General features: G+C 69.9%; 9 protein-coding genes. 3 read left to right on the top strand and 6 right to left on the bottom strand.

The annotated features are described in order from the left end of the window. Window positions 1-299: 299 nt before the first annotated feature. From ASE43_RS07625 to glyQ, 4 genes are all read right to left on the bottom strand, one after another. Window positions 300-4,163 (bottom strand): translocation/assembly module TamB domain-containing protein, encoded by a 3,864-nt coding sequence (locus ASE43_RS07625; RefSeq protein WP_057160056.1) that lies wholly within the window; start codon window positions 4,161-4,163, stop codon window positions 300-302. 42 nt (window positions 4,164-4,205) lie between these two features. Continuing rightward, window positions 4,206-6,200: an outer membrane protein assembly factor gene (locus ASE43_RS07630; RefSeq protein ID WP_057160057.1), complete on the bottom strand. Its 1,995-nt coding sequence runs from the start codon at window positions 6,198-6,200 to the stop codon at window positions 4,206-4,208. 306 nt (window positions 6,201-6,506) lie between these two features. Next, complete coding sequence (gene glyS / locus ASE43_RS07635; protein WP_056177615.1) at window positions 6,507-8,660, bottom strand: glycine--tRNA ligase subunit beta; 2,154 nt, start codon at window positions 8,658-8,660, stop codon at window positions 6,507-6,509. Then, window positions 8,660-9,601 carry a glycine--tRNA ligase subunit alpha gene (gene glyQ, locus ASE43_RS07640; RefSeq protein ID WP_057160058.1) on the bottom strand — a complete coding sequence of 314 codons (942 nt, stop codon included), beginning with the start codon at window positions 9,599-9,601 and terminating at the stop codon, window positions 8,660-8,662. The genes glyS and glyQ overlap by 1 nt, the downstream gene beginning before the upstream one ends. A 79-nt stretch (window positions 9,602-9,680) precedes the next feature. Here glyQ and ASE43_RS07645 point away from each other — a divergent pair, with 79 nt between their 5' ends. The 3 genes from ASE43_RS07645 (at window position 9,681) to ASE43_RS07655 (ending at window position 13,139) form a co-directional block, all read left to right on the top strand. Further along, a complete protein-coding gene (locus ASE43_RS07645; RefSeq protein WP_057160059.1) occupies window positions 9,681-11,498 on the top strand; it encodes a GspE/PulE family protein in 1,818 nt (605 codons plus the stop codon). Continuing rightward, complete coding sequence (locus ASE43_RS07650) at window positions 11,495-12,223, top strand: glutamine amidotransferase (protein WP_057160060.1); 729 nt, start codon at window positions 11,495-11,497, stop codon at window positions 12,221-12,223. Before ASE43_RS07645 ends, ASE43_RS07650 begins: the two co-directional genes overlap by 4 nt. A gap of 64 nt (window positions 12,224-12,287) precedes the next feature. Next, window positions 12,288-13,139: a BPSS1780 family membrane protein gene (locus ASE43_RS07655; RefSeq protein ID WP_056177622.1), complete on the top strand. Its 852-nt coding sequence runs from the start codon at window positions 12,288-12,290 to the stop codon at window positions 13,137-13,139. Between the two features lie 68 nt (window positions 13,140-13,207). Here the strand turns inward: ASE43_RS07655 and ASE43_RS07660 are convergent, their stop codons facing one another. Then, on the bottom strand, window positions 13,208-14,422 hold the full coding sequence (locus ASE43_RS07660; protein WP_057160061.1) for an MFS transporter: 1,215 nt from the start codon (window positions 14,420-14,422) through the stop codon (window positions 13,208-13,210). Window positions 14,423-14,645: 223 nt separating this feature from the next. Then, window positions 14,646-15,419, bottom strand: a complete 774-nt coding sequence (gene tatC / locus ASE43_RS07665) for a twin-arginine translocase subunit TatC (protein ID WP_056177626.1) — start codon at window positions 15,417-15,419, stop codon at window positions 14,646-14,648. Window positions 15,420-15,527: the final 108 nt, after the last annotated feature.

Genomic DNA, 15,527 nt, shown 5'->3' on the forward strand with positions numbered 1-15,527 from the left:
GGCCGTTCCCGCTGAGGTAGCGCCCTGCTGTTGCGCCCCGGGCGTGCAGGCGATCAGGCATAGCGTGGCCGTCAAAGCGGCGGCGAGTCGATGAGTGCGCATGGGGTCCCGGATCGGCTGAAGGGCGGCCGTTGCGCCGCGCGCAAATCTTGGGCCCTGCGGGCATGCAAAGCGATGGCAGCGGCGGTCGCGGCCACTGTTTGGCTGTGATGCAGTTCGCGAATCGAGCGCAAGCAGGCTCGGCGCGAAGCGCGACGAATCCTTCGTCGCGCCGAAACGAAAGTTTCCTGGCGTGCGGCTTACTTTTCCTTGCGCCAGTTGATCGAAGCGCGGTTCTCGATCGTGCTGGATTCGATCTCGATATCGAAGCCCTTGCGTAGCAGGTATTTCAGCGTGAGCACCTGGCCGGTGCCGAGCAGGGACACGCCGTAGCCCACGTACAAGCGCGGCGACAAATACTTGCCCACGCCCAGCACCGAACCGCCGAGCGCGCGGCTTTCCATCACGCCGGCGTCGTCCAGGCCGATCTTGGCGCCCAGCTGCGAGGCGAGCAGGCTGCCGCCGGCCGAGAGCGCGGCGCTGGCGGCGTTGAGCTGGCGGCTCTCGTCGCCGCTGGCGCTGGACAGCGGACGGCCCAGCGCGAGGTAGGCCAGCGCTTCGGACTGCGAGCTGGCCGGGTTGGACCACACGTTGACCTGCGGCGCGCTGGCGCGGCCGGAGATGTCGACGCCTGCGGTGACTTCGCCGACTTCGCGTTCGGCGCGTACGTCGAGGATGGGATCGGAGACCGGACCGTTCGACCAGGCCAGATGGCCGCGGGTGATCTGCAGCTTCTGTCCGTAAGCGCTGTAGCGTCCATCGACATCCAGGCGCCCGCTCGCGGTCATCTCGCGGCCGGGCCGCGCACGCACGCGCATCTGGCCTTGCAGGCTGCCGTCCAGGCCGAAGCCGTTGAGCTTGACGTCGTCGCCCAGCGCCAGGGTCAGGTCCAGATCCAGCGGCGAGTCGCCGGTGTCTTCGGGGTCCACGGGATCGAGCACGACCACGTCGGGGGAGGCCGACACGCCCTGATCCAGGCGCTCCAGGTCGATGCGCGCCGACGGAATCGCAACCGTGCCGGTCACCTGCAGCGGTTGCTTGGCGGCGTAGCGCACGGTCAGGTTGGGGTCGGCCACCGCGCGCAGATCGCGCGTGTCCGACATCAGCACGTTCTTGCCGCGCAGGTTCAGCACCAGCGGGGTGTCGTCGCCCTGCCAGCCCAGGCTGCCGTCGATGTTGAGCGTGCCTTCGCCCGAACGCACGCTGCCGACGATGCGCGCAGTGCCGTCGGACTGCGCGTCCAGGCGCACGTCGCCGTCCTGCAACGCGATCGCCAGCGCCGGCAACTCGGTGCTGAACTCGCTCAGGCGCGCCTGTCCGCTCAGGCGCGGCGCGTCGCGGGTGCCGCTCAGGCCGATGCGGCCGTCGAGCTTGCCCTTGGGCTCGACGATGTCGGGCGAGAACAGTTCCACCCAGGTCAGCTCGTCGGTGTTGAGCGCGATGTCGCCTTCCAGCGGCGAGTACGCGTCCCAACCGGTGGCGATGCGCGCGTCGAGACGACCGTCGTCGTTGACCACCGCGTCCAGGTCGGCTTCGATGCGGCGCGGGTCGAAGCTCGCGCGCAGGCTGAGGTTGCTGTAGCGCACCGGCTCGCGGCGCGCGCGTTCGCTGAACTTCATGCCGCCGCCGGCCGAGGTCACCGTGGCCTGGCCGCGCCAGGCGTTGCCGACCGGGCGCAGTTCGCCGTCGATCGCGATCTCGCCGCGCAGCACCCACGGCCGCTTGTCGGCTCGCTCGGGCAGATAGGGCTGGGCCAGCGTCAGCGGCAAGCCCTGGCCTTTGACGTCCAGCCCGCGCCGCGGCCAGTCGGCGTTGGCGCACAGCGAGCCGCCGCCGCTGGAGGCCAGGCAGGCGTTGCTGAGCGCGCCGTTCTTGCCGTCCCAGCGGAATTGCGCGGCCTGCTGCAAGCGCCAGGAGGCGCCCTTGCTGGGCGCCAGCTGCAGGGTCGCCAGCGCGCCCTGCCAGGTCGCGCCGCGCTTGTCGGCATGCCCGGACAGTTCGAGCGTGCCGATCTCGCCGCGTGCATTGCCCTGCAACTGCAGCGACTCGACCGCGCCGCGCGCGTCGATCGCGATCGTGTCCAGCGGCAGGCCCACGTCCAGTCCGCTCGCGCGTACTTCGATCGCGCCGCCGCGTCCGGTCCAAGGCAGCCGGCCCTTGGCCAGCAGGGTCTCGGCGCGGTAGTCGCCGTACTTCAGGCCGCTGCCGCTGAGGTCGGCGTCGATGTTGGGCGCGGTGCGCGCGCCGCTGAGCTTGAGCGTGCCGCGCAGGCTGCCGGCGGTGTCGGGCAGCAGGTCGTTGAGTTGCAGCGGCGAGAACTTGGCGTCCACGTCCAGGGTTTGCGCGAGCTTGCCCTTGGCGTCGATGCGGCTGCCGCCCAGCGACAGCGCGACCTCGCCTTCAAAGGCGTCGTCGCTCTTGCCGGTGGCGGCGCCGTGCATGAGGAAACGGCCGCGGCCCTGCAGCGGGCGATCGCGCAGGCGGCCGCCGAGTTGGCTGGCGTCGACCGCGATCTCCAGGCCGCCGTCGGCGCGGGTGTCGCCGCGCGTGACCAGCTTGCCGTTGACCGCGCCCTTCCACTCGGGCGCGAAATAACCCGGATCGAAGCCGGCCAGGGTGGCGTCGAAGTTCCAGCCCAGCTTGGGCGCCCAGGCCACGTCGCCCTTGCCGTCGAGGCGGCCGGTCGGCATCTGCGCCTGCAAGGCGTTGAGCGTCATGCGCTGGTCGTTGCCGCGGCCGTCGAAGCGCACCGTCGCGACCTGCTTGTCGCGTTCGATGCGCGCATTGCCGATCGCGGCCCAGGCCTGAACCGTGCCGGCGAAACCCAGGTCGGCGTCGGCGACGATCGCCGGCGTGGCCGCGGCGGCGGGCGTCACCGGCGTCTTCGCGCTGGGCGCGGCTGCGTTGCCGCCCCAGCGCAGGCCGCGCGCGTTGACCGCGAACTTGAAGCGGCCGTTCTCGGCATCGGTGAAGTCGGCGTGGCCGCGCAGGGTCGCGGTGCCGTCGAAGATGCGCAGCGCCAGCGGCTGCACGTCCAGCACCTGTTCTTCCAGCTTGACCTTGGACGGCAGGATCTCGGCGCGCAGATCGCCTTGCGCGAAGCGGCCGCTGAGCTCGGCCGTGCCGCCGACGCCGTGCATGTCGAACTGCGCCGCCAGCGGCGTGTCGCTGGGTTCGGCATCCGGCGACAGCAGCAAGCCGATATCGAGCGCGTCGGCCTTGGCGCGCAGCTGCCAGCGCGGATCGTCCTTGCCGCGCAGGGTCGCGGTGGCGCGCACCGGGCCGGGCGCATAACCGGAGACGGCGACGTTCATGCGCGACAGATCGCCCTTGGCGACCAGGCCCAGGCGCGGCGGCGTGCGGCCGGCGCGCGCCGGCAGCACTGCCGTGGCGACCAGGTCGGTGCGGTAGTCGTCGCGCGGCACGTACTCGCCGTGCAGGGTGATGCGCGCGCGGTCGCTGTCGATCGCGAGTTTCTCGACCTTGAGCTGGCCGCTCTGCGCATCCAGGCCGCCGCGCAGGCGGCGGACGTCGATGATGGGCTCGCCGGCCTGACTGACCTTCATGCGGTCCACGCGCACGTCGTCGGCCTGCAGCGACAAGGGCGGCGCGATGTCGGGCAGCACGTCGGGCCAGCTCGGGAACTTGAAGGGCTCCTTGCTCTTGGGCAGGTCCAAGCTGGCGTCCTCGACCTGCAGCGCATCCAGCCGCAACTTGCGGCCCAGCAGCGGACGGATCGCGGTATCGACGTAGACGCGCTCGGCGCGGAAGTCGATGCCTTCGTAGCTGAAATGCACGCCGCGCAAGGTCAGCGGGCCGGAGGCCGGGCCGTCGGCGTCGCGCCAGGTGAAGCTGGCGTTGGCGGGCAGGCGCGCCTTGATCTGGTTCAACAGCACATCGCGGCCGCCGACCGTGGCCAGCAGCCAATACGCGGCGAACGCGATCAGCAGGGTCAGCGCGCCGGCGACGAAGCTGCTGCGCCAGGCCCAACGGCGCGCGGCCGCGCGTCGGCGCTGACGGCGCTCGGCGAGCAGTTCTGCGGCGGTCTTAGGCGTGTCGCTCATGTCCGTGTGCGGTCTGTCCTGGGGCGTGGATCGCGCGGCGCGTCAGAGATCGGCGCCGATGTTGAGGTAGAGCTGGAAACCCGAATCCGGATCGTTGATGCCGCGCGCGATGTCCACGCGCAGCGGCCCCACCGGCGAACGCCAGCGCAGGCCGACGCCGACGCCGGTGCGCCAGTCGGGCGTGCCGTCGAACGCACTGCCGCTGTCCACGAACACCGCCGCGCCCCAGCTGTCGTTGAAGTACTGCTCGAACTCGATGCTGCCGGTGGCGACGTTCTTCGCGCCCAGGGCGTACTGCTTGCCGTCGTTGCCCGGAATGCGCGGGCCGACTTCGCGCCAGGCATAGCCGCGGATGCTGCGATCGCCGCCGGCGAAGAAACGCAGGCTGGGCGGCATGTCGATCAGGGCGTCGGTGAAGGTGTGGCCCAACTCGCCGCGCGCGATCAGACGGCTGCGCGCGCCCATGCCGCGGTACCAGCGCGCGCTGGCATGGGCCTGGGCGAAGCTGGCGTCGGAACCCGCGCCCTCGACGCCGCCGCGCAGCATCACGGTCGCACCGAAGGCATTGCGCGGATAGATGCGGTCGTCGGCGTTGACGTATTCGGCGCGCAGTGAGGGATAGGTGAAAGTGGCGCTGCGATAGTCGACCGGGGTGCTGGCGTCGTCGTCGTCGTCGATCGCGTAGGCCCAGCGCTCGCGCAGCACGTGCACGGACGCGGTCGCGTTCCAGTGGCGGTCGATCTGGCCGCTGCGGCTGGCGACGATCTCGATGCGGCGCGAGTCGATGTAGTCGGTTTGTTCGTCGGCGAGCTGGGCGCTGAAGGTGTACCAGCCGTCCAGCCAGGTGAACGCCGGGATGCGGTACTGCAAGGTCGCGGTCTTGCGCTTCTCGGCCCAGTCGACCTGGGCCAGCGCCTTGTGGCCGCGATCGTTGACGTAGCGGCGCTCCACGCCCATGCGCACGCCGGCGCCGCTGTCGGTGCCGAAGCTCAGGCCGGCGGTGTAGATGCTGCGCTTGGCCGGGGTCAGGGTGACCTTGACCGGCACTTCGCCGTCGACGGCGTTCTCCGGCTGCGGCTCGATGTCGATGCTGGCGAAATAATCCAGCCGCGCCAGCGATTCGCGGAAGCGGTCGAGCTTGCCCTGGTGGTAGTAGCTGCCCTGTTCCCAGTACACCAGCTTGTCGAGCAGGCTGTCGCGGATGATGCGCTTGGGCGTCTGCTCGAACGTGATCGGGCCCATGTCGTAGCGATCGCCGCTGCTCCAGACCAGGTCGACATCGGCGGCGCGCTCGGCGCGCGTGACCTCGACCCGGCGCGAGGTGAAGTCGGCATCGAAATAACCGCGCTCGGCCAGGCGGCGGGTGATCTTGGTCTTGGCCGCCTCGTAGATCGCGTGATTGAACACCTCGCCGACGTCAGGCTTGAACGCGGCCAGGTCTTCCTTGAGGTAGCGGTCCTCGCTGCCGGCGCCGAGGATGGCCACGTCGGAGCGGCGCACGCGTACCGGTTCGCCCTTGTCCACCGTGATGACCACGACGACCTTGGCGTTGGAGCGCGGCGCCGGCGCGTTGGGATCGTTGGGGTCGGGCGTGGCCGGCCTGTTCGCGTTGGCACGCTCAGCGCGCGCGATAGCTTCACTGGGTGTGGCGACGGCGGAGTCGGCGGGGCTCGGTTCGGCGTTGGCGGCGGCCTCGGCATTCGTGGGCGCGTCGGCGTCGGCCGCGGGCGTCGCGCCCGGACCGCGTGCGCTGCCGCCGCTGCGGGTGTCCTCGACCTGGATGGTCGGCGAGTAATAGCCGAACGGTTCCAGCGCTTCGCGGGTCTCGTTCTCGGCCTCGCGCAACAGATAGCCCAGACGCCGGCCCGACAGGTCCTTGCCGATCGCGTCCACCAACGACAACGAGGTGCGCACGTTGATCGTCATGGGCTCGTCCAGCCCGCGTATTTCCACCGACGTCACGGTGGCGGCCTGGGCCACGCCGGCGGCACCAAGGGTCAGGGCGGCGGCGAGGGCGAGGCGGGGGAACGGGGGCATGCGGGCAGGATAACCAACGAAGACGGGCATTGCTTGCGCGCGCGTGGCGGCCGAGCATCGTGTTAAGCGCGCGTGATGCAATGTGCAGGCGCATCGAATGCACGCCCACACCCCTTTGCATTTGCTTCCCCCCTTTGGAAAAGGGGGGCTAGGGGGGATTTGCTTCTAAGCGTGAGAGCAACAGCAACAGCGAATCCCCCGCGTGCGCTGCGCGCCCGCCGCCCCCTTTTTCCAAGGGGGCAGCAGATTCGCTTGCCCTTTTATCAAAGGGCTTGCATCAAGAGCGCGACTCGGACGAGTCGCGGATCAGATCGACAAATGCTCGATCGCCGCGACGCTGCCAAGTCGGTCCGACAAACGCTTGAGCAGGGCCAGGCGGTTGTTGCGCACGGCCGGGTCGTCGACGTTGACCATCACGCCATCGAAGAACGCGTCCACTTGCGGGCGCAGGCGCGCGAGGCGGCCGAGCACGGCGACGTAGTCGCGCTGCGCGAGCAGCGGATCGGTGTCGGCGACGGCGGCATCCACCGCCTCGGCCAGCTCGCGCTCGGCGTTCTCGGCGAACAGCGCCGGATCGATCGCGGTCGGCAGTTCGCCTTCGACCTTCTTGAGGATGTTGCGGATGCGCTTGTTGGCCGCGGCCAGGGCTTCGGCCTCGGGCAGCTTGGCGAACTCGGCGATGGCCTTGAGGCGTCGGTCGAGGTCGACCAGCGACCCCAGACGCAGCGCCGACACCGCTTCGAACTGCTGCGCGGGCACGCCCTTGTCGGCGTAGTAGCCGCGCAGGCGGTCGTAGACGAAGTCCTGCAGCTCGGCGATCTGCTCGGCGGCGCTGCGGGCGTCGCTCTTGGGCGCCCCGCTACGCTTGCCATCGTCCTTGCTCAGCAGTTCGTTGCGCGCGATCGCCTCGGTGGCGCCGTTGTGGCCGCTGTCCAGCGAGCGCAGCAGGTCCAGATCGAGGACGCCCTCGATCAGGGTGCGCGCCAGCGCCAAGGCATTACGCCGCAGCGCGAACGGGTCCTTGTTGCCGGTCGGCTTCAGGCCCGCGGCGAAGCCGCCGGCCAGGGTGTCCAGACGCTCGGCGATCGCCAGCACCTGGCCCAGCTTGGACGGCGCGATCGCGTCGCCGGCGAAGCGCGGCATGTAGGCTTCGTCGAGCGCGGCGGCCAGTTCCAGCGGCTCGTTCTCGACCGCGGCGTAGTAGCGGCCGGCGATGCCCTGCAGTTCCGGGAACTCGTTGACCAGGCGCGACTGCAGGTCGGCCTTGGACAGTTCCGCCGCGCGGCGCGCGAGCGCGGGATCGACGCCCGCGGCCTCGGCCACCGCTTCGGCCAGCGCGGCCACGCGCGCGACCTTGTCGGCGACGGTGCCCAGCTTGTCCTGGTACTTGACCGTTTTCAGGCCCTCGTTCATCGAGCCCAGGCCTTGCTTCATGTCCTCGACGAAGAAGAACTTGGCGTCGGCGAAGCGCGGACGGATCACCCGCTCGTAGCCCTTGCGCACTTCCGACTCGTCGCGGCTTTCGATGTTGGCGATGCCGACGAAACGCTCGCTGAGCTTGCCGCCGGCATCCAGCACCGGGAAGAACTTCTGGTTCGCTTCCATGGTCGCGATCAGCGCTTCCTGCGGCACCGCCAGGAACTCGGCCTCGAAGCCGCAGGCGATCGCCTTGGGCCATTCGGTCAGGCCGTTGACCTCCTCCAGGATGCCATCGTCGATGCGCGCGCTGCCGCCGCCGACGCGGGCGGCGTTCTGGACTTCCAGCACGATGCGCTCGCGGCGCTCGTCCGGATCGACCAATACCTTGGCGCCGCGCAAGGACTCGACGTAATCGGTCGCGGTGCTGAACCACACCGGCTTGTCGTGCATGAAGCGGTGGCCGCGGCTCATGCGGTCGCTGCGCACGCCCAGCACTTCGGCCTCGACCACGTCCTTGCCCAGCAGCACCACCAGCCAATGGGCGGGACGCGCGAAGCCGTAGTCGTGATCGCCCCAGCGCATCGGCTTGGGAATCGGCATGGCCGCGAGCGCGTCGCGGATCACGTCCTGCAGCAGGTCGCGGGTCTGCGCGCCGGGCTTGATCGCGCGGTGGACGAAACGCTCGCCCTTGTTGTCGCTGGTCTTCTCCAGCTGGGTCCAGTCGATGCCGGCCTTGGCGGCGAAGCCCTGCAGGGCCTTGGTCGGCTGGCCGTCGGCGTCGAGCGCGATGTTGAGATACGGGCCCAGTACTTCCGACTTCTGCTCGGGCTGCTCGACGGCGACGCCGGGCAGCAGCACGGCCAGGCGACGCGGCGTGTACAGCGGCTTGGCGCCGTTGCGGTCGAAGGCGATGCCGCGCTTGGCCAGGCCGTCGATCACGCCGTCGAAGAAGGCCTGGGCCAGGCCGGGCAGGGCCTTGACCGGCAGTTCCTCGGTGCCCAGTTCGATCAGCAGCGGCTGCAGGGAGGTGGCGTTGGACATCACGCGGCCTCCTGCGCATCGCCGCGCTTCAAGCCGGGGAAACCCAGCTTTTCGCGTTGCGCGTGATAGGCCTCGGCCACGCCCTGGGCGATGCGGCGCACGCGCAGGATGTAGCGCTGGCGCTCGGTTACGCTGATCGCGCGGCGCGCATCGAGCAGGTTGAAGGAATGGCTGGCCTTGCAGACCTGGTCGTAGGCCGGCAGCGGCAGGCCGAGTTCGATCAGCTTGATCGCTTCGCGCTCGCAGGCGTCGAAGCGGTGGAACAGCTCATCCACATCGGCATGCTCGAAGTTGTAGGCGCTCTGCTCGACTTCGTTCTGGTGGTAGACGTCGCGGTAGGTCACCGGCGTGCCATCCGGGCCATAGGTCCAGACCAGGTCGAACACGTTGTCGACGTTCTGCAGGTACATGCACAGGCGCTCGAGGCCGTAGGTGATCTCGCCCAGCACCGGGCGGCACTCCAGGCCGCCGGCCTGCTGGAAATAAGTGAACTGGGTCACTTCCATGCCGTTGAGCCACACTTCCCAGCCCAGGCCCCAGGCGCCCAGCGTCGGCGATTCCCAGTTGTCCTCGACCAGGCGCAGGTCGTGCACCAGCGGATCCACGCCCAACGCCTTGAGCGAATCGAAGTACAGCTCGACGATGTTGTCGGGGCTGGGCTTCATCGCCACCTGGTACTGGTAGTAGCGCTGCAGGCGGTTGGGGTTTTCGCCGTAGCGGCCGTCGGTGGGACGGCGGCAGGGCTGCACATAGGCCGCATTCCACGGCTCCGGGCCCAGCGCGCGCAGGAACGTGGCCGGATGGAAGGTGCCGGCACCGACTTCCAGGTCGAGAGGCTGGATCAGCACGCAGCCCCGATCGGCCCAATAGGCGTTCAGGCGCTGAATGAGCTGCTGGAACGTGGGTGCGTTCGTCCCTGTCGCTGGCGATTTCGCAGACATGTTCAAAGAGTGCCCTGCACGGGGCGCGCTAGTATAGCGGCCGCCCCCATGATGTCTGAGCAGGCAGGAGCGGTACCCGGTGGAATATCGGCAAGGTTCCGAATCCACGGCCGCGCCCGGTCGCGGCGCGCCGCGTCTGCCGCCGGGCCGGTTGAGCCTGGAGCGGGTGGCCGCGGCCCTGGCCGAGGACGGCCTGATCGGTCCGGACGACGTCAAGCGCGTGCAACTGCCGGCCGGCGCCCGCCACGCCAGCGACGTGCACCCGCTGGTGCTGATCGCCAACCTCAAACTCGCCTCCGGCCAGACCCCGGGCACCGATCTGGGCCTGGAGCGCTTGAGCGAGTGGCTGGCCCAGGTCACCGGCCTGCGCTACCTGCGCATCGACCCGACCCGCGTGGACGTGCCGGCCGCGACCGCGGTGGTCTCGCACGCCTATGCGCGCCGGCACCGGATCCTGCCGCTGGCGGTGAGCGCCGACCGCGTGCTGATCGCGACCAGCGAGCCCAACGACCTGGACTGGCTGCCCGACGTGCGCCACCTGACCCGGCGCGAGATCGAGCTGGCGGTGGTCAATCCGCTGGACCTGCACCGCTACACCATGGAGTTCTTCGGGGTGACGCGCTCGGTGCGCGGCGCCCGCGACGGCAATCGCGAACAGAACACCGGCATGCCCAGTTTCGAGCAGCTGGTCGAGCTGGGCCGGGTCGGCGAGGTCGGCGCCGACGACCACCACATCGTCCACATCGTCGACTGGCTGCTGCAGTACGCCAACGAGCAGCGCGCGTCCGACATCCATCTGGAACCGCGTCGCGACATCGGCCGGGTGCGTTTCCGCATCGACGGCGTGATGCACAAGGTGTTCGAGATGCCGCCGCCGGTGATGAACGCGGTGGTCAGCCGCATCAAGGTGCTGGGCCGCATGGACCTGGCCGAGCGCCGGCGCCCGCAGGACGGCCGCATCAAGACGCGTTCGCCGGGCGGGCGCGAGGTCGAAATGCGTTTGTCGACCATGCCCACCGCGTTCGGCGAGAAGTGCGTGGCGCGACTGTTCGATCCCGACACCGCGCTCAAGTCGATCGATCAACTGGGTTTCAGCGCCCAGGAATCGGCCGGCTGGAACGATCTGGTGCAGCGCCCGCACGGCATCGTGCTGGTCACCGGGCCGACCGGCTCGGGCAAGACCACCACCCTGTATTCGACGCTCAAGCAGCTGGCGACGCCGGACGTGAACGTCTGCAGCGTCGAGGACCCGATCGAAATGATCGCGCCCGAGTTCAACCAGATGCAGGTCCAGCCGTCGATCGACCTGGACTTCGCCAGCGGCGTGCGCACCCTGCTGCGCCAGGATCCCGACATCATCATGATCGGCGAGATCCGCGACCTGGAGACCGCGCAGATGGCGGTGCAGGCCGCGCTGACCGGCCACCTGGTGCTGTCGACCCTGCACACCAACGACGCCGCCTCGGCGATCACCCGCCTGCTCGACCTGGGCGTGCCGCACTACCTGGTCGCATCCACGCTCAACGGCGTGCTCGCGCAGCGCCTGGTGCGCACCCTGTGCCCGCACTGCAAGCGTCCCGGCCCGCTGGGCGAGGCCGAATGGCAGGCCCTGCTGGGCATCGGCCAGGCGCCGCCCTCCGGCGCCGGCGCCCAGGCCCCGGTCGGCTGCCTGGAATGCCGCCGCACCGGCTACCTGGGCCGGGTCGGCCTGTACGAACTGCTGCCGATCACGCCCGCCCTGCGCCGGATGATCCGGCCCGACCTGGACCTGGCCGCGTTCAACCGCGCCGCCGCCGCCGAGGGCGTGCGTTCGCTGCGGGTGGCCGCGGCCGAAAAGGTGGCCTTGGGATTGACTACAATTCCCGAAGTCGTATCGGTATTGCCCCCGCAGGAATGAACAGCGCCCCCTTCTTGATCCTCGAGACCGGTCAGCCGGTCGCCACGATGCGCCGCCACCGCGGCTTTCCGCATTGGATCCGCGTGGCCGCGGGTCTGGAGCGCGACCAGGCGGTGACGGTCAACGTCGAGGCCGACGAGCCGCTGCCCACGCGCGAGGGCTTCGCCGGCACCATCGTCACCGGCTCCGGCGCCATGGTCACCGACCGCGCCGAGTGGAGCGAACGCAGCGCGGCCTGGCTGCGCGAGGCCGCGCACGCGGGTATGCCGTTGCTGGGCATCTGCTACGGCCACCAGCTGCTCGCGCATGCGCTGGGCGGCGAGGTCGGCGATCACCCGCAGGGCCGCGAGATGGGCACGATCGCGCTGGAGCTGCACGCGCAGGCCAGCGAGGATCCGCTGTTCGGCGGCCTGCCCGCGCGTTTCGAGGCCCAGGCCACGCATCTGCAGACCGTGCTGCGCGCGCCCGACGGCGCGACCGTGCTGGCGCGCTCGCCGCACGACGCCTGCCACGCCTTCCGCTGGGGCGATCGCGCCTGGGGCGTGCAGTTCCATCCCGAATTCAGCGCCACCCACATGCGTGGCTATGTGCAGGCGCGCAAAGTCGCGCTGCAGCGCGAAGGGCATTGCCCGAAGACCATCGCCGGCAACATCACCGCCACGCCGCACGCGCGCCGCGTGCTGCGCCGGTTCGTGCATCACGCGCGCGGCTTGCACGGCCGCTGAAGCGGTCCCGGCGATACGAACGCATGCGGTAACTACAGGCCCTAGGGCCGGGGAACAGATCGGAATGACGCAGATTCGCAAGGTACCGCTCTCGGCCGGAGCGGAATGGGTGCTCGGCGGTTTCGCCCTGCTGCGCAAGGCGCCAGTGGCACTGAGCATACTCGGCCTGATTTGGGGCGGGCTGTCGGCGCTAGCCTCGTTCACCGGCCAGGTCTGGATGAGCCTGGTGCTGGCGGTGCTGGGCCCGATCCTGTTCGGCGGCGTGATCTACGCTGCGCGCGAGGTCGACCAGGGCCGCAGCGCCGCGCCGGGTCACCTGCTGCAAGGTCTGCGCGAAGGCCGTGGCGGCCGTCTGCTGGCGATGCTGCTGCCGCAGCTGATCGCGCTGGCCGTGCTGGTGGTGCTGCTGGTGGTGATGATCGGTCCGGCGCAGCTGGAACACATCGCGCAAGTGATGGAGCAGATGAAGACCAACCCCGACCCCGAGCTCGCCCAGAAGCTGCCGGCGGGCCGGATGATGGGCTGGCTGTTGGTCGCGCTGGTGGTCGGCTTGGTCGCGGGCTTGTTCACTTTCCTCGCGATCCCCGACGTGATGTTCACCGAGCGCGGCGCGTTCGCAGCGATGGCGGTCAGCTTCCGCGCCTGCATGCGCAACCTCGGCGCGCTGCTGATGATGACCCTGCTGCTGTTCATCGCTGTGTTCGCGATGAGCCTGGCCTGCAATCTGCTGATGTACGTGCTGGCGCTGGCGATCGGACAGATGCCGGCGATGTTCGTCGCTCAGCTGCTGCTGATGTCGGTGATGCTGCCGCTGATGGGCGGTGTGGTGTATTACGCTTGGCGCGGTCTGCTCGGCGAAGCGCCGCTGCCGGCGGCGTCGGCCGGCACCGGCAGCGACGGCCATATCGAAGCCTGAGGCCGGGCCGCCAACGCCCCGATCCTGGCATCCGAGGCGCGGCTAAGCGGCCGCGTCGCGACCGAATATCAACACGCCGGCGACTCCAACGGCGCCGTGCGCCGCAGATCGCGGCGCGCCCACAGATAGATCAGCAGGCCCGCCACCGCGGTCGCGGCGCCGATGTAGCCGGTCGAGGTCCAGCCGTAGCCTGCGGTGATCGCCATGCCGCCCAGCCACGGGCCGAGCGCGTTGGCGGCGTTGAAGGCGGAGTGGTTGGAGGCCGCGGCCAGGGTCTGGGCGTCGGCCGCCACGTCCATCAGATGGGCCTGCAGCACCGGCGCCAGCGCGCCCATGGTGCCGACCGCGATCACCGCAGGCAGGATGGTCCACATCGATTGCGAAGCGATCGGGAACAGCAGCAACACCAGCGTCGACCACAGCAGCACCGCCGCCGCGGCGCGGAACTGCAGGCGGTCGAACAGCCAGCCGCCGGCGAGATTGCCCAGGATGCCGCCGATGCCGAACGCGATCAGCGCGAACGGCGTCCACGACTCGGGCACGCCGGTGACGTGGATCAGGGTCGGGGCCAAGTAACCGAACACGCAGAACATGCCGGCGAAACCGATCGCGCCTATGCCCAGGGTCAGCCACACCGGCGCGCGATTGAAGTCGCGCAGTTCGCGGATCGGGTCCTGGCGCGGCTCGGCCGGATCCGGCGGCAGCAGGCGCGCGACCAGCACCACGGTCAGCACCGCGATCGCGGTGACCAGGCCGAAGGCGTAGCGCCAATCCAGCGCCTGGCCCAGCCAGGTCGCGAAGGGGTTGCCGATCAGCAGCGCGATCGCCAGGCCCAGCAACGGCCGGCTGACCGCGACGCCGCGCTGCTCGGGCGGGCTGATCGCCGCGGCCACCAGCGCCGCGACGCCGAAATAGGCACCGTGCGGCAGGCCGGCGATGAAACGGAACAGCAGCATGGTCGGATAGTTCGGCGCCAACGCGCTGGCGACGTTGCCCAGCGCGTAGAACGCCATCAGCGCCAGCAGCAGCGAACGTCTGCGCAGGCGCGCGCCCAGGATCGCCAGCAGCGGCGCGCCCACCACCACGCCCAGCGCATAGGCGCTGATCACATGGCCGACCTGCGGCTCGGTCACCGCCAGGCCGCGCGCGATGTCGGGCATCAGGCCCATCACCACGAACTCGCTGGTGCCGATGGCGAAGCCGCCCATCGCCAGGGCGAACAGGATCAGTCCGATCTGGCGCGGCGACAGCGTGGGCGACGTCGGGATGCCGGAGTCGGGCATGACGGGTCCAAGGCAGTGAGGGATATCGCATTATTGTGCATTGCAGCAATCGCGTCAGCGGCGTGCTTGCATCGCAGCGTCTCGCCGGTGACGCGGGAAGGCGGTACCGGCGCGCGGATGCGCGCTCCGCGGGCGCGGCTTTGCCGAGTGTGGCGATTGCGGGCGGGTGGTGGTGGCGCGGTCGCGGCTCACGCCGCTCCTACCCCAAAGCCTTACGGCGGGATCAACTCTCGGCGGCTTCGCGCGGTTTGATCCAGCTGGCGGCGACGATGCCCAGCTCGTAGAGCACGCACATCGGGATCGCCAGCATCAGCTGCGAGACCACGTCCGGCGGGGTGATCACGGCGGCGATCACGAAGATGCCGACCACCGCGTAGCCGCGCGCCTCGCGCAACTGCTGCGGGGTGACCCAGCCCAGCAGGACCAGGATCACCAGCGCCACCGGCAGCTCGAAGCTGGCGCCGAAGGCCAGGAAGATCACCAGCACGAAGTCCAGGTACTTGCCGATGTCCGGCGTCATCGCGACCACGGACGGGGTGAACTTGACCAGGAAGCCGAACACCGCCGGCAGCACCAGGAAATAGGCGAAGGCGCAGCCGGCGTAGAACAGCGTCACCGCCGAAGCCAGCAAGGGCAGGGCCAGGCGCTTCTCGCGCTTGTACAGGCCGGGCGCGACGAAGGCCCAGGCCTGGTAGAGCAGCCAGGGCACGGTCGCGAACAGCGCGGTGAAGAACGCCAGCTTGACCGGGACGAAGAAGCCGCCGGCCGGATCGGCGGCGATCAGCTTGCCCGACGCCGGCAGCTTGCCCAGCAGCGGGCCGGCCAGCGCGGAGAAGATCTCCGAGGCGAACGGCATCAGCGCCAGGAACACGATCAGCAGGCCGACCACCGCGCGCAGCAGGCGCGCGCGCAGTTCGATCAGATGATCGAGCAGGCGCGGTTCGGCGGCGGCCTCGTCCTCGGCCGACGCGGCGGCGCGCGGGTCAGCGTCGCTCATCGTCTTGGACCGATGCGGTGGAGGCGGCGGGGAGCGCGGTCGGCTCGGCGGTCGGCGTGGAGGCCGGAGCGTCGTTCAAGGCGTCGACGCTGCGTTCGGCGTCGCGCA

Origin of the sequence: Lysobacter sp. Root983, from assembly GCF_001429345.1 — a bacterium.
Lineage (GTDB): Bacteria > Pseudomonadota > Gammaproteobacteria > Xanthomonadales > Xanthomonadaceae > Lysobacter.